Annotated in this window: 15 protein-coding genes; 5 read left to right on the top strand and 10 right to left on the bottom strand. The window is 64.3% G+C overall.

Going from position 1 to position 20,126, the window contains the following annotated elements; translation table 11 throughout:
• Positions 1 to 2 precede the first annotated feature (2 nt).
• The 5 genes from exbD (at position 3) to AC0IYN_RS11125 (ending at position 5,800) form a co-directional block, all read left to right on the top strand.
• Positions 3 to 428, top strand: coding sequence for a TonB system transport protein ExbD (exbD, locus tag AC0IYN_RS11145; RefSeq protein ID WP_017526806.1), 426 nt, complete (start codon positions 3 to 5; stop codon positions 426 to 428).
• Entirely contained in the window at positions 425 to 1,174 is a 750-nt protein-coding gene (locus tag AC0IYN_RS11140) for a TonB family protein (protein ID WP_016975935.1), read from the top strand. Before exbD ends, AC0IYN_RS11140 begins: the two co-directional genes overlap by 4 nt.
• Before the next feature lie 143 nt (positions 1,175 to 1,317).
• Positions 1,318 to 2,238, top strand: coding sequence for a hydrogen peroxide-inducible genes activator (locus AC0IYN_RS11135; protein ID WP_015886540.1), 921 nt, complete (start codon positions 1,318 to 1,320; stop codon positions 2,236 to 2,238).
• 8 nt (positions 2,239 to 2,246) lie between these two features.
• Positions 2,247 to 4,322 carry an ATP-dependent DNA helicase RecG gene (recG, locus tag AC0IYN_RS11130; RefSeq protein ID WP_471841425.1) on the top strand — a complete coding sequence of 692 codons (2,076 nt, stop codon included), beginning with the start codon at positions 2,247 to 2,249 and terminating at the stop codon, positions 4,320 to 4,322.
• Positions 4,323 to 4,399: 77 nt separating this feature from the next.
• On the top strand, positions 4,400 to 5,800 hold the full coding sequence (locus tag AC0IYN_RS11125; protein WP_122729884.1) for an aminoacyl-tRNA deacylase and HDOD domain-containing protein: 1,401 nt from the start codon (positions 4,400 to 4,402) through the stop codon (positions 5,798 to 5,800).
• Between the two features lie 90 nt (positions 5,801 to 5,890).
• Here AC0IYN_RS11125 and AC0IYN_RS11120 read toward each other — a convergent pair whose 3' ends face one another.
• The 10 genes from AC0IYN_RS11120 to AC0IYN_RS11075 form a co-directional block, all read right to left on the bottom strand.
• Positions 5,891 to 6,268 (bottom strand): hypothetical protein, encoded by a 378-nt coding sequence (locus AC0IYN_RS11120; RefSeq protein ID WP_028618482.1) that lies wholly within the window; start codon positions 6,266 to 6,268, stop codon positions 5,891 to 5,893.
• 124 nt (positions 6,269 to 6,392) lie between these two features.
• The gene (gene tagQ, locus AC0IYN_RS11115) at positions 6,393 to 7,316 is read right to left on the bottom strand and encodes a type VI secretion system-associated lipoprotein TagQ (RefSeq protein WP_406599565.1); all 924 of its coding nucleotides are present in this window, start codon (positions 7,314 to 7,316) and stop codon (positions 6,393 to 6,395) included.
• An 84-nt stretch (positions 7,317 to 7,400) separates the two neighbouring features.
• On the bottom strand, positions 7,401 to 9,110 hold the full coding sequence (locus AC0IYN_RS11110) for an SUMF1/EgtB/PvdO family nonheme iron enzyme (RefSeq protein WP_406599566.1): 1,710 nt from the start codon (positions 9,108 to 9,110) through the stop codon (positions 7,401 to 7,403).
• Positions 9,103 to 10,287 carry an ABC transporter permease family protein gene (locus tag AC0IYN_RS11105; RefSeq protein WP_457239951.1) on the bottom strand — a complete coding sequence of 395 codons (1,185 nt, stop codon included), beginning with the start codon at positions 10,285 to 10,287 and terminating at the stop codon, positions 9,103 to 9,105. The genes AC0IYN_RS11110 and AC0IYN_RS11105 overlap by 8 nt, the downstream gene beginning before the upstream one ends.
• The gene (locus AC0IYN_RS11100; RefSeq protein ID WP_457239950.1) at positions 10,287 to 10,991 is read right to left on the bottom strand and encodes an ABC transporter ATP-binding protein; all 705 of its coding nucleotides are present in this window, start codon (positions 10,989 to 10,991) and stop codon (positions 10,287 to 10,289) included. Before AC0IYN_RS11100 ends, AC0IYN_RS11105 begins: the two co-directional genes overlap by 1 nt.
• Positions 10,991 to 13,972: a serine/threonine-protein kinase gene (locus AC0IYN_RS11095; RefSeq protein WP_406599569.1), complete on the bottom strand. Its 2,982-nt coding sequence runs from the start codon at positions 13,970 to 13,972 to the stop codon at positions 10,991 to 10,993. Before AC0IYN_RS11095 ends, AC0IYN_RS11100 begins: the two co-directional genes overlap by 1 nt.
• Positions 13,969 to 14,688 carry a PP2C family protein-serine/threonine phosphatase gene (locus tag AC0IYN_RS11090; RefSeq protein ID WP_406599570.1) on the bottom strand — a complete coding sequence of 240 codons (720 nt, stop codon included), beginning with the start codon at positions 14,686 to 14,688 and terminating at the stop codon, positions 13,969 to 13,971. The genes AC0IYN_RS11095 and AC0IYN_RS11090 overlap by 4 nt, the downstream gene beginning before the upstream one ends.
• A complete protein-coding gene (tagF, locus tag AC0IYN_RS11085) occupies positions 14,689 to 15,342 on the bottom strand; it encodes a type VI secretion system-associated protein TagF (RefSeq protein WP_406599571.1) in 654 nt (217 codons plus the stop codon).
• Positions 15,339 to 18,839, bottom strand: coding sequence for a type VI secretion system membrane subunit TssM (gene tssM, locus AC0IYN_RS11080; protein ID WP_406599572.1), 3,501 nt, complete (start codon positions 18,837 to 18,839; stop codon positions 15,339 to 15,341). The genes tagF and tssM overlap by 4 nt, the downstream gene beginning before the upstream one ends.
• Positions 18,836 to 20,125 carry a DotU family type VI secretion system protein gene (locus AC0IYN_RS11075; protein WP_457248248.1) on the bottom strand — a complete coding sequence of 430 codons (1,290 nt, stop codon included), beginning with the start codon at positions 20,123 to 20,125 and terminating at the stop codon, positions 18,836 to 18,838. Before AC0IYN_RS11075 ends, tssM begins: the two co-directional genes overlap by 4 nt.
• Position 20,126 lies beyond the last annotated feature (1 nt).

Here is a 20,126-nt window from a genome sequence, read left to right as displayed (position 1 = left end):
CCATGGGCCTGCATTTGAATCAAGGCGACGACGAACTCGTCGAGAACCACGAAATCAACGTCACACCGTTTATCGACGTGATGCTGGTGCTGCTGATCATCTTCATGGTGGCGGCACCGTTGGCGACCGTGGACATCAAGGTCGACCTACCCGCGTCCAGCGCCAAGCCGGCACCGCGACCAGAGAAACCGATCTTCCTCAGCGTCAAGGCGGACCAACGCCTGTTCCTGGGCGAAGAAGAAGTCAAAACTGAAACCCTGGGCCCGGTGCTCGACGCCAAGACCCAAGGCAAGAAAGACACGACGATCTTCTTCCAGGCCGACAAAGGCGTGGACTACGGCGACCTGATGAGCGTGATGGATGCCCTGCGGGCAGCCGGCTACCTCAAGGTCGGCCTGGTCGGACTTGAGACGGCAGCCAAGAAATGATCACGACGCGCCACAAACTGACGCGTTATGGCACCAGCCTCGCCGTCGTACTGGGCGTGCATGCCGTCGCGATCGCTATCGCGCTTCATTGGTCCGCGCCGCGCACGGTGCAGTTGCCGCCGGCTGCCATGGTCATCGACCTGGCACCGATGCCAGCCCCGCCGCCGCCGGCGCCGCCCAAGGTGGTAACGCCGCCGCAACCGCCCGCACCGGTGGAAGAGCTACCTCTGCCGAAACTGGCCGAGGCACCCAAGCCGACGATCCAGGTGCCCAAGCCGGTCAAGCCCAAGCCCAAACCACAGCCGCCCAAGCCGGTAGAGAAGAAGATCGAGCCGCCCAAGGAGAAACCCTCCGAGGATCCGCCGAGCGACGCTCCGCCGACCCAGGCACCGGCAGAGAAATCGGCCCAACCTGTACCAGGCCCTTCTCCGCAGCAAATCGCTGCCAAGGCGTCCTGGGAAGGCACCTTGCTGGCCCACTTGCAGAAGTACAAGAAGTATCCGCCAGGTGCCCAGGCCCGTGGCAAGGAAGGCCTGAACCGCCTGAAGTTCGTGGTGGATGCGGAAGGTAACGTGCTGTCCTACGAGTTGGTGGGCCGCTCCGGCAACGCCGACCTGGACCGCGCCACGCTGGACATGATCCGTCGCGCCCAGCCGCTGCCCAAACCACCGGCAGACATGCTCAAAGGTGGCAGCATCGAGATCGTTGCGCCGTTCGTGTACAACATCGAGAAGCGTCGTCGCTGAAAAATGAAGGTGGTGAGGGGCAACCCTCACCACCTTTAGCAAAATCTGCGTAACTCCCCGCTCAATCCCCACCAAAGTTCTGATAACGTGCGTCTATCGATTGCAGCCGGTATGCTTGGCCCGCAACCTCATGGACGCCCGCTATGACTCTTACAGAATTACGCTACATCGTTACCCTCGCCCAAGAGCAGCACTTCGGCCACGCAGCCGAGCGTTGCCACGTCAGCCAGCCGACGCTGTCGGTGGGCGTGAAAAAGCTTGAAGACGAACTCGGTGTGCTGATTTTCGAGCGCAGCAAGAGCGCCGTGCGCCTGACGCCTGTGGGCGAAGGCATTGTGGCCCAGGCCCAGAAGGTGTTGGAGCAGGCGCAGAGCATTCGCGAGCTGGCCCAGGCCGGTAAAAACCAACTGACCGCACCGCTTAAAGTCGGCGCCATCTACACGGTCGGCCCGTACCTGTTCCCGCACCTGATCCCGCAACTGCACCGCGTCGCGCCGCAGATGCCGCTGTATATCGAAGAGAACTTCACTCACGTGCTACGCGACAAGCTGCGCAACGGCGAGCTGGACGCGATCATCATTGCCCTGCCGTTCAATGAAGCCGACGTACTGACCCTGCCGCTCTACGACGAGCCGTTCTACGTACTGATGCCGGCCTCCCACCCGTGGACGCAAAAAGACACCATCGACGCCGGCCTGCTCAACGATAAGAGCCTGCTGCTGCTCGGCGAAGGTCACTGCTTCCGCGACCAGGTGCTCGAAGCCTGCCCGACCCTGACCAAGGGCAACGACGGCGCCAAGCACACCACCGTGGAATCCAGCTCCCTGGAAACCATTCGCCACATGGTCGCTTCCGGCCTGGGCATTTCGATCCTGCCGCTGTCGGCGGTGGACAGCCATCACTACGCCCCCGGCGTGATCGAAGTTCGCCCTCTCACGCCGCCGGTGCCGTTCCGCACCGTGGCGATCGCCTGGCGCGCCAGCTTCCCACGGCCCAAGGCCATTGAGATCCTCGCCGACTCGATCCGCCTGTGTTCGGTGGCCAAGCCGCCTGCTGCGAGCTAAGCAAGGGTATGACTGAGCTGTCGCAGGTGTCGGTGACGGCACTCAAGGGTGTCGGTGAAGCCATGGCCGAGAAGCTGGCCAAGGTGGGCCTGGAGAACCTCCAGGACGTGTTGTTCCACCTGCCCCTGCGCTATCAGGACCGCACCCGCGTGGTGCCCATCGGCCAGTTGCGTCCAGGCCAGGATGCGGTGGTCGAAGGCACCGTCAGCGGTGCCGACGTGGTCATGGGCAAGCGCCGCAGCCTGGTGGTGCGCCTGCAAGACGGCACCGGTGGCCTGAGCCTGCGCTTCTACCATTTCAGCAACGCACAGAAAGAAGGCCTAAAACGCGGCACTCGCGTGCGCTGCTACGGCGAAGCCCGGCCCGGTGCCTCAGGCCTGGAGATCTATCACCCGGAATATCGCGCCATCACCGGGGATGAACCGCCGCCGGTCGACACCACGCTCACCCCGATCTACCCGCTCACCGAAGGCCTGACCCAGCAACGCCTGCGCCAACTGTGCATGCAGACCCTGACGATGCTCGGCCCAAAGAGCCTGCCCGATTGGCTACCTGTGGAACTCGCCCGCGACTATCAACTGGCGCCGCTGGACGATGCGATTCGCTACCTGCATCACCCGCCTGCCGATGCCGATGTCGATGAACTGGCCCTCGGTCATCACTGGGCCCAGCACCGCCTGGCCTTTGAAGAGCTGCTGACCCACCAACTGTCCCAGCAACGCCTGCGCGAAAGCATGCGCTCGCTGCGCGCGCCAGCGATGCCCAAGGCCACGCGCTTGCCTGCCCAGTACCTGGCCAACCTGGGCTTTGCGCCGACCGGCGCCCAGCAACGCGTCGGCAATGAAATCGCCTACGACCTCAGCCAGCAGGAGCCCATGCTGCGGCTGATCCAGGGCGACGTAGGCGCGGGCAAGACCGTGGTCGCCGCCCTCGCCGCCTTGCAAGCCCTCGAAGCCGGTTACCAGGTGGCGCTGATGGCGCCCACCGAAATCCTCGCCGAGCAGCACTTCATCACCTTCAAGCGTTGGCTCGAACCGCTGGGCCTGGAAGTGGCGTGGCTGGCCGGCAAGCTCAAGGGCAAGGTACGCGCAGCGGCATTGGAGCAGATTGCCGGTGGTACGCCCATGGTGGTCGGCACCCACGCGCTGTTCCAGGACGAAGTGCGGTTCAAGAACCTGGCCCTGGTGATCATCGACGAGCAGCACCGTTTCGGCGTGCAACAGCGCCTGGCCCTGCGCCAGAAAGGCGTGGGCGGACGCATGAACCCGCACCAGTTGATCATGACCGCCACGCCGATCCCGCGCACCCTGGCCATGAGCGCCTACGCCGACCTCGACACCTCGATCCTCGACGAACTGCCGCCCGGTCGTACCCCGGTCAACACCGTACTGGTCACCGACACCCGGCGAGTCGAAGTGATCGAGCGGGTCCGTGGCGCCTGCGCTGAAGGCCGCCAGGCGTATTGGGTGTGCACGTTGATCGAAGAGTCCGAAGAGCTCACCTGCCAGGCCGCCGAGACGACATTTGAAGACCTCACCAGCGCCCTCGGTGAACTCAAGGTCGGGCTGATCCACGGGCGCATGAAGCCCGCTGAAAAAGCTGCGGTGATGGCCGAATTCAAGGCCGGCAACCTGCAACTGCTGGTGGCCACTACCGTGATCGAGGTCGGTGTAGACGTGCCCAATGCCAGCCTGATGATCATTGAAAACCCCGAGCGCCTCGGCCTGGCGCAGTTGCACCAGTTGCGCGGGCGTGTTGGCCGAGGCAGCGCCGCCAGCCATTGCGTGCTGCTCTACCACCCGCCGCTGTCGCAGATCGGTCGCCAGCGCCTGGGCATCATGCGCGAAACCAACGACGGTTTTGTCATCGCCGAAAAAGACCTCGAACTGCGCGGCCCCGGCGAAATGCTCGGCACCCGCCAGACCGGCCTGCTGCAATTCAAGGTCGCCGACCTGATGCGCGACGCCGATCTGCTGCCAGCCGTGCGCGATGCGGCGCAAGCGTTGCTCGAACGTTGGCCGGATCATGTCAGCCCATTGCTGGACCGCTGGCTACGCCATGGGCAGCAATACGGCCAAGTGTGACGCCTGACTCACTTAGTCGACCAACACTTGTATCAAGCTGGTTATACTTCGTGGACTGTAAGAAATTGGATCAGGCCATGTCAGAAGTTGCCCTCGCCACAGCCCCACTGACCGCCCCGCCGGTCATTCGGGCTCTGCTCGCAAAACTCGCCATCCCCTACACGGAAGTCACCGACCTACCGGGCCTGAATCCTGCGCGAAAGGTCCAGGCCGTGTTGCTGGAAGACGCGGTGGGCGCACTGATGGTGCTGTTCCCGCAGAACCAATTGCTCGACCTCAACCGCCTCGCCGAACTCACCGGTCGCCGCCTCACGGCGGTGTCGCCGGATCGCGTCGAACGCATGCTGGGCAAGCACGAACTGAGCCTGTTGCCAGGCCTGCCGCCGCTCACCAGTTCGCCGTGCCTGTACGAAGGCAGCCTGCTCAACGAGCCGAGCCTGCTGGTGCATTCGGGCGAAGCCGGGCTGCTACTGGAAATACCGACCGACACGTTCAAGACGATGCTGACCAAGGCCAGCGCCGGCCACTTTGGCGAGCCGCTTAGCAACATTCGCCCCAACCTCGACCGCCCCAACGATGACCGCGAGGAAATCACCCAGGCGATGCAGGCGTTCACCGCCCGCCGCATCCAGCAACGCCTGGAAGCGACCATCGAGATTCCACCGCTGGCCGACACGGCGCAGAAGATCATCAAGCTGCGTGTCGACCCGAACGCCACCATTGATGACATCACTGGCGTGGTCGAGACCGACCCGGCCCTGGCCGCCCAAGTCGTGAGCTGGGCCGCATCGCCGTACTATGCCTCGCCGGGCAAGATTCGTTCAGTGGAAGACGCCATCGTGCGGGTGCTGGGCTTTGACTTGGTGATTAACCTGGCGCTGGGCTTGGCCCTGGGCAAGACCCTGAGCCTGCCCAAGGACCATCCACACCAGTCCACACCGTATTGGCACCAGTCCATCTACACCGCTGCCGTGATCGAAGGCCTGACCCGCGCCATGCCCCGCGCCCAGCGCCCGGAAGCCGGCCTGACCTACCTGGCAGGCCTGCTGCACAACTTCGGTTACCTGCTGCTGGCCCATGTGTTCCCGCCGCACTTCTCGCTGATCTGCCGTCACCTGGAGGTCAACCCGCACCTGTGCCACAGCTATGTCGAGCAGCACCTGCTGGGCATTAGCCGCGAACAGATTGGCGCGTGGCTGATGCGCTACTGGGACATGCCGGACGAACTGTCCACCGCACTGCGCTTCCAGCACGACCCGACCTACGATGGGCAATACGCTGAGTACCCGAACTTGGTGTGCCTGGCCGTGCGCTTGTTGCGCAGCCGGGGGATTGGCTCCGGGCCGGATGAGGCGATTCCGGATGCGCTGCTTGAGCGTCTGGGCTTGAGCCGTGACAAGGCCGAGGAAGTGGTTGGCAAGGTGTTGGATGCTGAAGTGCTGTTGCGCGAGTTGGCGTCCCAGTTCAGCCAGGGCTAACTCACCACCTGTTACATCGCCATCGCCGGCAAGCCGGCTCCTACAGAGTTTGTGTAGGAGCCGGCTTACCGGCGATGGGTTCAACCCTTTTCAACCCTTCTTTTTCTTCGGCTTCAAATACTTGGTCAACCCCTGGAACCAGATCACCAGCGCCGGGTTGCCCTTGATCTGGATCGACTTGTCTTGTATCCCCGTCATGAACGCCAGTTGCTTGTTCTTCGCCTGCATCGTGGCGAAGCCGTAGGCGGCATCCTTGAACGCGATGGCAAACGCCGGTGATGGGTGGACGCCCGAGCGGCTAGTGATGCGCTGGTCTTTGACGATGAAGTGACGGGCAACCTTGCCGTCGAGGGTCTGCAGCTGGAAGGCCAGGTCCTTGTCACCCAGTTGCTGCTGGAAGGCGGGATTGGTGCGGCTGGCTTTGCCCATCATCAGGCCCAGCACCCACAGGAGAAGACGAAATTTCATGCACACGGCCTCGGTGTAATTATTGAGTGGCCGCAGCAGTTTAACGATTTGCTAAAAGAACGCCACCGATCTAGCGCATTTGCGGAAGATCGGCTGGCGTTTGACGCTTATAGCAGCATGTTACTTAAACGTTAGGGCAAGGTACCGGTGCCCAGTCGGCCAGGTTCGGATCGCGGCAGCTGCCTTCGAGCTGGGCCTTGCCGGCGCTGGCGACCTGCTTGCTTTCAGCTTGCTTGGCCTGCACGGTCTGGATGCTCTTCTCGGTGGTGACAGCTTCTTTCGGCACGACTGGCAGAGCCGGCTTTTTCGCAACCTTGACCGGCTTCTTGCCCTTGGCCGGAGCGGCCACAGGTGCGGTGTCGGCGGTCGCCACGGTCACCACGTCGTTACGCTGCACGCCCACTTGCTGCAGGTCTTTCTCGTAGGCCTGGGTGTAGTTGTTCAGGTCTTCGCTGGCCTTGCCGTTGACCGCAACGATCAGGTCATTGGACTCTTTGAGGCCAGCAACGATTTCTGCCAGGCGCTTGCGGCCTTCGGTGTCGTTGACGGTCTTGGCCTTGCGGTCGGCCACCAGCTTGGTGAACGCGCTCTGGTAGCACTGTTGCGACGCTTTGGCGTACGCGGTGCTGCGGTCGATGTCGGATGCGCTTTTGTTGAAGTCGGTGGAGTAGGACGCAATGCGCTGGTTGTCATCGCTGATCTGCTTCTGGCGCTCGGTGTAGTACCCCGCCGCGCCGCCGGCCAGGGCGCCGCCCGCTGCACCGATGGCGGCGTTACGGCCGCGCTTGTCGGAGTCGCCGGTCAGGGCGCCCAGCAGTGCACCACCGGCCGCGCCGATGGCTGCACCAGTGACGACCGACTTGGTCATGTCCGAGTCAGTCGCGCGCAGGTGCTGCACCGGCTCGTAGCAGTTCGGGTAGTACTCGACCTTGGTGCTCGACGCGACCTTGGAGGCCGGCGACGTAGCGCAACCGGTCAACACGGTGCTGAAACCGGCTGCGATCAGCAGCAAGTGACGCTTGGAAACCGCCTTACGGGAAAAAAGCATAGGTGTGTTCTCTTTTAAGTTTGACTTGCCCAGCACGGCCCACCGCCGCCTGAGTCCCTTCCAAGCTCGCCATACAGCCAGCGCTCATCGCTGACCGCTCGCTGCGAGCAATTCCTTCAAGATCGTTGCCGGGTCGGCCCGCTGTTGCTTGCGGTAGTTGCCGACATGGCGAACGAACAGTGTTGCGCGCGTCACCAGGCTCTTGCCGAGCACCGGCTTGCGATCCAACTCTTCCTTGATCCGTTGAAACTGCGCCTGGATCACCGCATCGGTATAGCGCGTGCCGGTGGCCAGGTTGTCGATATAGATCGCCACGGCGCCATCGAGCGCGCTGCGGCCATTGGTTATGGCCATGTCAAACAGTTGCGCGCTGGCCTCGTCCTTGTTGTCCAGGGCCTGCTGGCGACTCTTTTGCAGGTTGGCCAGGCGGATGTTGTAGTTGGCGATGGTCTCGGCCACCAGGGCGGCCGACTGAATCAGGTTGCCCGCGGCTTCTTCGCGTTGCTGGGCGATCAGCGAGACATTGCGCTTGAGCTCTTCGTTGACCAGCCCCAGCTCGGCTTGCAGCTTGGGGTCGGCGCTGGCGGCGATGATGCTGTCCAGGCGCTTGGTCGGGTCCTGGGCGTCGTCGATGGCGTCGGTCAGCGAGGCCAGGCGGCCCTCTTTCTGCCACTGCGCGAACAGCTCCTTGTAGCGCGAACGCGGTGCCGACAGCGCGCCAATCGCCACGCGGAAACCGGTGGTCTCGTTGCTTTGCTCGGTGCCGTCGGCGGCGAACAGCGGGTACTCGCGGCGCATGCCGGTGAACAGCGTGCCCTCGCCTTCCAGGTAGTTGCCACCCTTGACCACAAAGCCGCCATAGGTGCCCTGGCGACGCCCCGCGTGCACCAGTTGGAAGGATTCCTGGACCATCTCCGCCGCGTTGCCGATCACATCGAACAGACCGATCGGGTTGGGCAACTTGGTGCCGATAGGCATCAGGCGCGCGGCCTGGCCGGTGCCGCCGGCGACCTGGTTGAACACGGCGTAATCGCCGAGCGGGCCGTCGCTGTCACTGCCTTCGACGCGGCGAGGAAACAGGCGCCCTTCCAGGTCCTGGCGGCTGACGGCATGACCTCCGCGCGCGGCGAATTCCCACTCCACTTCGGTGGGCAGGCGCACAAAACCCAAGCCGCCGTCGTCCGCCGAAGAGCCGCGACCACTGACCGGCAGCAACTCACGGTGGTATTTCATCAACCAGGCGCTGTACACCGCCGAGAAGCGCTCGGCTTCAAAGCGCGACAGCTTCACCTTGGGCAAACGCCCGGCCATGCCGGTGGGTGCGTCGCACGCAGGCGCGGGTTCACCACTGGCCAACGACTGCGCCTGGGACATCACCTGGGCGTACTGGCGTGCGGTCACTTCGTACTTGCCGATGAAGTACAGCATCGGCTTGAGGGGGGTCTTGGCGTCGGTCTTCGGCATCAACGGCGCGATGACTTTGTTCCAGTCTTTGGGCAGGTCCTTTAGGGTGAACTGGCCATTGATGAAGTCGCGACGGTAGCCGGAAATAAACGACTGCTGATAACCCGCCTCGCCTTCGGCAAAGGGGTAGCCGAGGCTGATTTCGCGGTCATCCAAGGTGCCCTGGGCCAGCACATAGGCATAGCGGAACACCATGTTGCCTTCGCACGGCAGCGGTAAGCTGACGTCGCCTTCCAGCGGCTTGGGGTTATCGAGTTTGTCACTCGCCTCATCGGCCCAGGCCATAGAGGCCAGGGTCAGCGCCACACAGGCGCCCAGTAACTTATACATCTCTGATTCCTTCAGAAGCCTGGATACGCGCCACTCGCCAACCGCCACAGGCCGCCGCCACGGCGCTGACGCCGAGGACAGCAGCCAGGGCCAGGCCGTAATGACGCGCCAGCAGGTGACTGGCGTGTTCGCCCGGCACCTGCACAAATAACTGATTCAACGCTGCCTCGGCCAGGCCATAGAGCCCGGCACTGAGCACGGCAGCAAAGCCTGCGCTGTACAGCGCCTGCACCACCACGAACAACAGCAACCCGCCCGTGGAAAACCCCAGCAGGCGCAGCACCGACAATTCCCGTCGCTTGCGTGCCACGGCGGCCAGGGCCCCGGCAAAGATCGCCGCAAACGCCCCCGCCAACGCCAACCCGCAGATCACCCAGAACACGATCGACAGGTTGCGGCTCAACGACTGCACCTGCGCGATGGTCTGTGCCTGGGTCGACACCAGTAAATTCTGCGCCGCGAAGTACACCCGCAGCGGCTCCACATCGGTGAGCTTGCGCGCGTACAAGCGGAACGCCGGGTAGACCCGCTGCTCGTTCGTCCCCACCGCCTCACCACTCCATCCCAACGCCGGCACTGCGCGACCGTCGCGGTAATCTTCCGCCGCTTCCAGCACTTTCAGATCGGCAAACAAGCCGTCACGGGCAAACGCTTCCAACGGCAGTACCGCCAGCACCTGCAAGCGTGTGCGCTGGGCTTCTACGCGTCCCGCCACTTGCCGTGCAAAGCTGGTTTCCAGCCAATCCCCAGGCCGCGCCGCAAGCTTCTCGGCGGCAGTGTGGCTCAGCACGATCTGGTCCAGGCCCTGTGGCATCGGCAGCCCGGCGAGCAACGGATCACCCGACGCGGTCGGCAGCATCTCCAGGACCAGCGTGCCTACCTGCGCGGTCGCCGCAATCTGCCGCGTACGCGGCAGTGCAAACGCCACATCGCTGCGCTGGCCGAGTTGCTCGATAAAGGTGCTGCTGAATCGACCACCGCCCAACGGAATAATTTCACGGGTGGCGGGGTCGGTCTCCAAACGTTCGGTCAAACTGCTAACCAGTCCAAATTTCAGGCCGAATAACACCAGCAACGGTGCGATCACCGCCACCAGCGCGAGCACCGAGCAGGCGGACAGCCAGGCATCGTTGCGATAATCCTGCCAGGCCAGCGACGCCACCAGACCGAGGCGCATCAGCATGCCTCCCCAAGGGTCGCCGTCACACCGCCGTCGGTGTCGCGACGGCAACTGATACGCCGCACCTGCAAGCCACTGGCGCGGGCCAGGGGTTCGTCATGGGTGGCAATCACACAGGCGGCACGGTGTTCGCGCGCCTGGGCCAGCAGCGCCTGCATCACGCGCTCGGCATTCAAGGGGTCGAGGGACGCCGTCGGTTCATCCGCCAACACCAATTGCGGCGCGTGGGCCAGGGCGCGGGCACAGCTGACGCGCTGGCGTTGACCCACCGAGAGCGCCGCCGGTTTCTTGGCCAACTGGTCGCTGATCTCCAACTGCTCGGCCAGGCGCGCCACGCTGCCGTCGTCCTTCAAGCCCAACAGTTGCCGTGACAAGGCGATATTGCCGCGCACATCGAGAAACCCCAGCAAGCCACCGGTTTGCAGCACATAGCCCAGATGCTGGCTACGCAGCGCGGCCAAGGTAGATTGCTGATCACCGCGCCATAGCCCGGCAATGTCGTGCTGATGGAATTCAAACTGCCCGACCTGATCCGGCGCCAATACCAACGCCAGCAAATCCAGCAAGGTGCTTTTGCCGCAACCGCTGGGCCCGACAATCGCCAGTTGCTCACCCGCACGCAGCGTCAGCGCCGGAATCACCAGGCTGTAGCGCTGGCTGCCGACGCCCCGGCTCTTGTGCACCGCGTTCAGGTTCAGCATCACGGCAACGTCGACAATGGCACGCGGTACAACGCGTCACCCGGCTCGGCATCGCCGAAACGGACCCAGTTGGCCACATCATTGTGGAAGGTTTCGTAGAGGCGGATCTTCGAATCCAGCTCGTCGATAAAGTCTTCCTGCTCGGCCACGCTCAACGACAACCACAGGTCCTGGGTCATGTTCAGCGACTTGCTGCGGTACGGCAGGCCTTCCAGGTATTCACCCAAGATGCCGCCGTCGGCCAGGTTGCCGCCCTTGCGCAGGGCCTGTGGGTCGCGGCTCATATAGGCAGAGGCGCTGGCGATTTCCTGGAAGAAGTCCTTGGGCGAGGTCTGGGTCTTGCGCGCCGCGTCGACGATCAATTTCAGCGACTGCTGCAGGTCATTGAGCTGCAGCTTGGTCAGCATCACGCACACCTGGAACGCCGGCAGCGCCGGGTTGGTCAGGTCGCGGTCGGCGGTCCAGGCGCTGACCAGTTGGGGCGCCTGGCTCGCGGCTTTGCGCCCGAGGAAATCCATGTGCATGGCATAGCCGACGGCTGCGGATTTGTCCGCCAGGCTCGGTGCGCTGTTCAGCAACGGCACCGGCTGCGGCGTGTTGCTGCGCACCTGGTGCACGAGGTTGGCGAACACCGTGCCGATCTCATCCACACGCTCACCGAGCTTGCGCACATCGCCACCGGGCACCGCCGTGTAGAGGTCGCCAATCTGCGGGTTGGCGTCGGCGGTGAGGATGCGGTACTGGCTCTCGGCGCCGGCATGGGTTTTCTTGCCAGCGTCGGTGCGCAGGTGCAAGGCGTAGATCTTGATCTGCTTGCCCAGCGCGGCCTGACGCACTTCGGCTTCGTTCATCTGAGTGGCGGCAAACGGGTCGTTCTTGCGCAGCGCGCCGGCGTCGGTGACCAGCAGGATGATACGCCCGCCGTAGCCGGACCAATCCATGCCGTCCACCGCCTGCATCACCCCGGCGAACGCGTCTTCGTTGAAGGAATGGCTGGACACGGTGGAAGCCTTGACCTGGCGCGCCATGTCGAGAAACCGCTGCGGGTCGCGGCCTTGGTCAAGGGTGATCAGGGTCTTGGCCACGTATTCCAGGCCGGGGGTTTTCTTGATGCTGCTGCGAAACCCCACCATGCCGAAGCTCACGCTGTCCAACTCGCCGCGCTCGGCGATGCGCGCTTGCAGTTCGTGCACCACGTCGCGAACCTGGTCGATATAGGGCTGCATCGACACGGTGGTGTCCACCACCAGCACCACGGCCGTGCGGAAGGCGTCGGCGTTGGCCTTGAGTACCGGCGTCGAGGGCTTGGCCGCTGCGCTGCTGCCGGGGTCGATGGAGGCCACGTTGAGCAACTGCACAGGCTGGCCGTTCTCGTCGAAGCTCTCTTTGGAATCGAAGATTGGTAGCAGGTAGAACTGATTCTGCGGCACTGCGCTGGCGCTCGGTTCCAGGGCCAGGACCTGGCTGTTGTCTTCGCTGTTTTTCTGCGCCTTGGCCAGGACGCCTTTGGCGGCGGCGGGATCGGCCAACAGTTTTTCCACTTCGCCGGATTGGCGCAGGAACATCACCGGCGCCCGGCCCGAACGTTCGGTGAACTTGAGCACCAGGCTTTGTTTCCAGTCGCTGAGCTGCGACGCAGGCAACCAACCATCGCTGCGGCCATCAGTGGCGGCACCGACACGCATCCACGGGCGGCCATCGACGTCCTTGCGCTGGTAAACGTACAGCACGGAAAACGCCGGCAGGGCTTTGCCCGGCGCGCTGCCGGCGTCAGCGGAAAGCTTGGCGCCCGGTTTGCTCAACACGCGCTGAAACAGGGTCTTCTTGCCCGCCATCAGCAACGGACGCTGGCCGCCATCAACTTCGGCTACCGCGGGTGGCGGCGTGACTTGCGGCACCACCGCAACCGGCGGCTTGGCAACAGGCTCATCGCTGCCACTCAACCACCAGTAACTGGCACCACCGATAGCCAAGGCAACCGCCACCGCAACCGCCGCCAGCGCCAACACCGGGCCACGGCGCTGTTCGGAGACGGCGTTGTGTTGCGTTGGTGTCACCACTGGCTGGCGCACGACAGGTTGCGGCTGCGGCTTATCGGTCGGAATATCGATGGAGACCGGGGTCATGCCCGCCAGGTCGAAGCTCAACGGGATAGGCAGCGGCCGCACCAGGGTGGCCTCCGGCGACTCTGCCGGCAGGTTATCCAGCGCCGCCAGCAACGCCGCCGCATCCGGGAAACGTTCCGCCGGGTCCTTTGCCAACAGCTTGCCCAGCACATCCTGATAGCGGCCATGGTGCACCGGCAGTTCCGGCAACGGCTCGGTCAAGTGCGCCAGCGCCGTGGACAGCGCGTCGGTGCCGTTGTACGGCAGTTTGCCGACCAGGATTTCATACAGCACCACACCCAACGCATACAGGTCGGCCCGGCCATCGATTTCCTGGCCGCGCGCCTGCTCTGGGCTCATATAGCTCGGCGTGCCCACGGCAAACCCGGCCTGGGTGAACTGGGTGCGATCATCCAGCGACTTGGCGATACCAAAGTCGGACAGCACCGCCGTGCCATCGGCGCGGAACAGAATGTTCGCCGGTTTCACATCGCGGTGCACCAGGCCCTGGGCATGGGCATAGCCCAGCGCCGAGGCGATCTGGCGAATCAGCGTCACGCCCTGCTCCGGGGTCATGCCGGCCGCGATGCGCTCCTTGAGCGTACCGTTGGGCAGGTATTCCATGGCCATGTAATACAGCTCACCGACATTGCCGATGTCATGGATGGTCACCGTGTGCGGGTGCGACAAGCGCGCCAGGGTCTTGCCCTCACGCAGGAAGCGTTCGCAGAAGCTCGGGTCAGCCGCCAATGCCGCCGCCATCACCTTCAACGCCACCTTGCGCTCCAGGGAGCGCTGGGTCGCCAGGTACACGCTGGCCATGGCACCTTCGCCGATCTCGCCTTCGATGTCATAACCCGGAATCAGGATGTTCATGCCGATACCTTCACAACGATGGCGGTGATGTTGTCCGGCGCACCCCGGTTGAGCCCCAGGTGCACCAGGCTGCGCACGATTTCATCCGGCGCGTCGTGGCCGAGGACTTCGCGGATCTCATGGTCTTCGACGGTCTTGTTGAGGCCGTCGCTGCACAGCAGGTAGCTGTCACCGGGGGCGATCAGCAGGTCGACCACCGCCAGGTCCAGGTGGGCTTCCACGCCAATGGCGCGGGTGACGATATTGGCGCGCGGATGGGTGCGGGCATCTGCTTCGCTAAGGAGGCCGCTGTCTTGCAGGTCCTGGACGTAGCTGTGGTCGCGGGAGATGCCTTCGAGCACGCCGTCGCGCAAGCGGTACAAGCGACTGTCGCCGGCCCACAGGCACACGCCGCGCAGGCCACGGGCGGCCAACAGCACCACCGTGCTGCCCATCATGGTCACGCCACGGTTGGCGGTTTCTTCGCGCACGGCCGTGTTGATGCGAAGCAAGTCGTTGCGCAGCGCCGCCGTGTATTCATCCAGGGAGCGCCCCACCGGCACGCTGCGCAGGCTGTCGACGATCAGGCTGCTCACGTAGTCCCCCGCCGCATGCCCGCCCATGCCGTCGGCCACCACCCACAGGCGGTTTTCCGGCAGGTCCAGGCAGGCGTCTTCGTTGACCTGGCGGACCATGCCCACATGGCTTTTGCTCGCGGATTTGTACGTCGACCCCATCTACACCACACCTTCTTGTCCGAGCAAAAACTGCGCAAAATCGCTGGCGGCAGGCAGGCCCTGGCACCGCAACAAACCGGGTGAAATACGTTGTGAACCACGGCCCCACCATAGGCTGGCGCCTTCGCAGGCCTGTTCGGCCAGTGCGCTCATACGCCCGTGGGACACGGTGGCGGCCACCCGCTGCAAGCCGGCGAAACGGCTGCCCACGGCACGCGGCTCGCTCGGCGGGAAACCCAGGCCATCGAGGCCTTCATTGAAGCGTTCAAAGGTGGCGCCGGAATCCAGGGTGCTGAGCAACAGTGCTTCGGCCTGTTCAAACCAGCTGTCCGGCCCGCCCACCAGCGAGGCAGGGTTGGTGTCGTGATCAAGCAACGCCACCACCGCCAGCGGGAAGTAGCGCCCCACCCGATCGATGCTCGGCATCACCACGCCTGCCGCCGCGTCCGGCCCGCACACGCCCGGCGCCAGCACAAAGCGCCACAGCGGGCTGACCAGGTAGGTGTTGAGCCAGTCGCCGCCGAGGCTGTTCTGACTGGCGAGCAAACCCGCCGCCAGCCAGCTGTCCCACGGACCGATAAAACTCTGGGGCAAGGCGCGGCTGACAAAGTCACCGCGGCTGGCCAACTTGCCGTAGAAGCCCAGGGTCGTCATAGCCGCTCCGGCAGGCTGAAGCCGCTGAGCACACGGCTCTTGAACGGGTTGAAGGCGCTGTTGGCGCGCAGTTCGTAGGCGATGCTCGCACCGTCGACGCGCAGGCGCAGGTTGAAGCGGTCCGGGGAGTTACCAGCCGTAAGGTCCGATTGCTCCAGCAGGCGGAACCAGGCCCACGGTCCGTCCAGGGTCACGCCGGAACGGCCACTGGCCGACGGCGGCATGATGGAGATACGCACCACGCCAATGCTGCCGGGGTTTGGCCATTGCATCGCCACTGGGCGGCTGGGGCCGTGGTCGTAGCTCAGTTGCTGACCGTCCAGGTCCAGCAGGAACTGGGTGATGGTCGGGTCCATCGACACCGGCTTGAGTTCGAAACGCACGATGGGCTGGGTACCACCCGAGCGGAAGAACGCATCGCGGATCGTCGCCGCGCGCTGAAAGGTTTGCAGCACACCCGGTGCAATCCCGAGCTTCTGCGCCGCGCCCGGCTGCCAGCGCCAGGTCTGCGCGGAAGTGTCTACGTAAGGTTGCAGGTATTTGCGGAAGTAGTTGTCCATCACTCCGCCCACGCCGAAGAACTGGCCGAAGTCATCCAGGGTGGCGTCCCGTGCGCTGCCCGGCGACATCGGGTAGCGGCCGGCCAGGGACTGGCGATACACGTTGACCACTTCGCTGACCCAGGCCGCGTTCAGCTGGTTACGCACGCCGCCCATCATGCTGTTGGTGGTGGAGTTGACCACCGACTTGACCATGCCCTGCACCAACGGTGGCTGGCGCTCGGCGTTCAGGCTGACCCGCGTGGCCGCAGCTGCCGCCTGGTTCTTCGCCTCACCGAGCAACGCATCGCCGCTGGCGCCGACCATGGCGCTGACCTGCACATACAGCGCATTCATGTCGGTAAGCAGGCCATCGATGGCCGCTGGCTCGCCTTCATTCTTGCTGACGATGCTGTTGAGTTCGGCAAAGTGTGCGGTCACCGGATCATCCGCAGCAGCAGGTGCATTGGCGGTCGGTTGTTCCTGGCCAAGCAGGCTGCCCAGGCGCTCCTTGAGCTTGTCGACGCCCCCTTCCACCGGCACGCCTTTAGCAGCCAATTGGCGCTCTTCGGCTTGCAGATCGGTTTCCTTGGCCACCGCCACCAGCAGTTTTTTCAGCGGAGAAGTCGGGCCGGAAATCACCCGCAGCACGTCGGCCGCCTGGGCCACGCTGGTGATCGGCACGAAGTCGATGTCCGCCAGCAACGCATCCCACTGGCGCTGGTAATCCTGGAAATACAGGCGACGCACATCGGCAGCCAGGCTCACCACGTTCTGCTGGTCGGCCTGTTCGTGCCCCAACACCCACTGCTCTTCAGCCAGGGTGCCGGTCTGGTTCAGGCTGCTCAGCAGGAACGCCTGGCGATAGCCCTTGGCGGTGAAGAACCCGCTCAGCGGCTCGCCCAGCGGCTTGCCACTCTTGCGGCTGAACACCAGCGCCGCGTCACGGCCGGCAGCTTCGTTGAGGCGGAAGTCCGGGATGCCTTCGGGCAGTTTCTGGCGTTTGACCCGGTCATACACACGCTGGGCCACCGGCAGTTGTTGCAACTGACGACGCAGGTCATCGATCAAGCGCGGGTCGAGGCGAGCACTCGGTGGATGGCGTTCGAACAGCGCCTGCAAGTGCCCGGCCAGTGCCTGGCGCTGATCGGCCGGCAAGTCGCGCGGCAGGTTGCGGTCCCAGTCGAGGGCGATCCAGGCTTTGATGAAGTCCGGATCGTAATGCTCGGAATCGGCGAGCATCAGGTAGGCCTTGAGGCCTTCGTAGAGGAAGTCGGAATTGCCGCCGCCGTGCAGTTGTTCTTCGATGCGCGTCACTAGCCGCGGTGCGAACACGGCGATCAACAGCTTGCGGTAGACACTGGCAGACTCGGCTTCAAGCATGTCGCCCTGGTACAGCCCCAGGCCTTCGGACCAGCTCGGCGAGTCGCCGGCCAGGTTCTTCACGGCGTTGAGTAATGGCAGCACCGCGAGGATGTCACGCTGCGCCGGGCTCAGGCTCTGCACGGTCTGGCCCAGCGGTGCGACCTTCTGGTCGACCTGGGCGATATACGCCTGGTTGGCGCGGTAACTCACCCACCACAAACCGCTGACCACCACGACAGTCGCCACGGTAGCGGCCAGCACACCGCGTGCAATCCACTTGCGTCGGCGCTCGACCTTGGGGTTCACCCCGACCAGTCCACGCTCGGCAAACGCCACGGCGGTGAAGAGTTTTTCGATGAAGTAACTGCGCCCGGTGCCGCTCTGGCGCGCCAGGTGCTGGCGGTCCAGGTTCATGCTTTGAGCCATGGCGCCGATCAGGCGGTCGATCGGGCTGCCTTCCTGGGTGCCGCTGGTGAAATACACACCGCGCAGCAACACGCGCTCTTCAAAGGCATTGGGCTTGAACACGCCTTCGAGGAAGCTTTGCAGGCAATCCTTCAACGCACCGAACTGCTGCGGGAAGCCGTAGATCAGGTCGCGCCGCGCCGGGTCGCGTTCCTGTTGCAGGCGTTCGACCAGGCGTTCGTTGAGGCGCTGTTCCAGGCCGGCGAACTCGCTTTGCAGGTGGGCCAGCGGGCTGTCGCTGTTCTTGCCGTCGTCCAGGGCAAAGGTCATGCCCCACACCTGGGCGCGCTCTTCCTTGCTCAGGTTGTCGAAGAACTCCATGAAGCCCGGCACCAGGTCGAGCTTGGTCAACATCAGGTAGATCGGGAAGCGCACGCCCAGTTGGGTGTACAGCTCCTGGATCCGCAGGCGGATGGCGGCGGCGTGGGCGGCGCGCTCGGCGTCGGTGCCGAGCAACAAGTCCGACAGGCTAATGGCGATGAAGGCACCGTCGATAGGCCGGCGCGAGCGTTGCTTTTTCAGCAGGTCGAGGAAGCCCAGCCACGCGGCTTTATCCACCGTGGAGTTGCTGTCCTGGGTGGTGTAGCGCCCGGCGGTGTCGAGCAACACAGCCTGATCGGTAAACCACCAATCGCAGTTGCGCGTGCCGCCAACACCACGCACGGCGCCGGCGCCCAACTGCGCGGCCAGCGGGAAGTGCAGGCCGGAGTTGACCAGCGCCGTGGTCTTGCCCGAGCCCGGCGGGCCGATGATCACGTACCACGGCAGCTCGTAAAGGTTGCGGCGCTCATCGCCGCCCAGCTTGGCCTTTTTCAGCAGGGCCAGGGCCTCGTCCATGCGCTGGCGCAGGGTAGTGAGCTCTTCGGCGGTGGCGACGCTGTTGGGGTCGGCCGGGGTTTCGGCGGCCAGGCTGCGCATCACTTCCGCGGCCTGGCGACGGGCCTGGATGATGCGGAATACGCGGTAGGCGAGCCACACCGCGAACACCAGGATGATCAGCGCCCAACGCCGGCCCTCCGGCACCAGCACATCGAGCAACGGCCCGACAAACCAGATGATCAGGCTCAGGGCAATCAGGCCCAGCACGGGGATCACCCAGCGAATCATGAAACTGAAAAACGCCTTCACTCGACGCCCTCCGCCAATACGGTGATTTCAACCCGACGATTGCGGGCGCGGCCTTCTGCGGTGGCGTTGGTCGCCACCGGCTCGGTGTCGCTTCGGCCCTCGGCGCTGAAGCGCTCCGCCTGGCCAGTCTTGGCCGCGAGAATTTCCAGCACCGACTTGGCCCGCGCTTCGGACAAGGCCCAGTTGGACGGGAAGCGCAGCGTGGCAATCGGGCGGTTGTCGCTGTGCCCGGTCACGCGTACCTGGCCTTTCACTTTGCGGATGGCATCGGCGATGCGCAGCATCAGTGGCTGGTAGTCATCGACGATGCTCGAGCTGGCGGACGCAAACAGTTCATCGCCACGGATGGTGACTACCGAACGATCGACCGCATCTTCCACGGCGACACGCCCGGCCTTGATGTCTTCCACCAGGAAGCCGGCCAGGCGCGGGCGCTCGATGACTTTGGGCTGCGCCACCGGACGATCGATCGCTTGCACCGGGATCTCGCCCAGGGCATGGATATTCTTGAACACCGGCTCGGCATCCGACGCCAGCTTGAGGCGCAAGCCAAACAGCAGCGCCAGCAACAACGCCAAGCCGATAGCCACGGCGATCCACGGCGGCATGAATTGCGCCAAGCGATCACGTGCCACGGTCACCCCACGCCAATGCGGCGACAGCTCACGCTCGTGTTCACCCCGCGCGCTGCGAATGGCGGCGGCGGTGCGTTCGCGCAGGGCTTCCAACTGGCTGCGACCGTCGTTCATCACGCGGTAGCGACCTTCGAAACCCAGGCACACGCACAGGTACAGCAACTCCAGCAGGTACAGGCGTTCCCGTGGGCTTTGCAGGCAGTGGTCGAGCAACTGGAAGACTTTTTCGCCGCCCCAGGCTTCGTTGTGCACGGTGATCAGCAGGCTCTGTTTGCCCCAGTCACTGGTGCTGCCCCAAGGCGTACTCAACACCGCTTCATCCAGTGCGGTGCACAGCGCATAACGCGCCAGCAGTACTTCGTTGCGGGCGATACCGGCCGCTTCGGCGCGTTCTTCGAACTGGCGCAGATACGCCAGCAACTGCGCGCGCAGGCTGGCCGGCGCCGGGTGGGCGATGGTGTTGCGCAGGCGCGTCAGCAGGGCCAGCAAGGGGCCGGCGGCGCTTTCCAGCGGGTTGAGGCCCTGGCTCTTGCCGGTGAGCATCGGCGCGGCCGGCATGGCCAGCGGCGACGGTTCGGCACGCACAGGTTCCGGCGCCCGGCCACCCGGACGCGGCATGAACTGGGTGCGGTCATCATCATTGGGATGCATC

The sequence above is a fragment of the Pseudomonas sp. AC112 genome (assembly GCF_979253545.1).
This window is presented reverse-complemented; position numbering and strand designations above follow the sequence as displayed.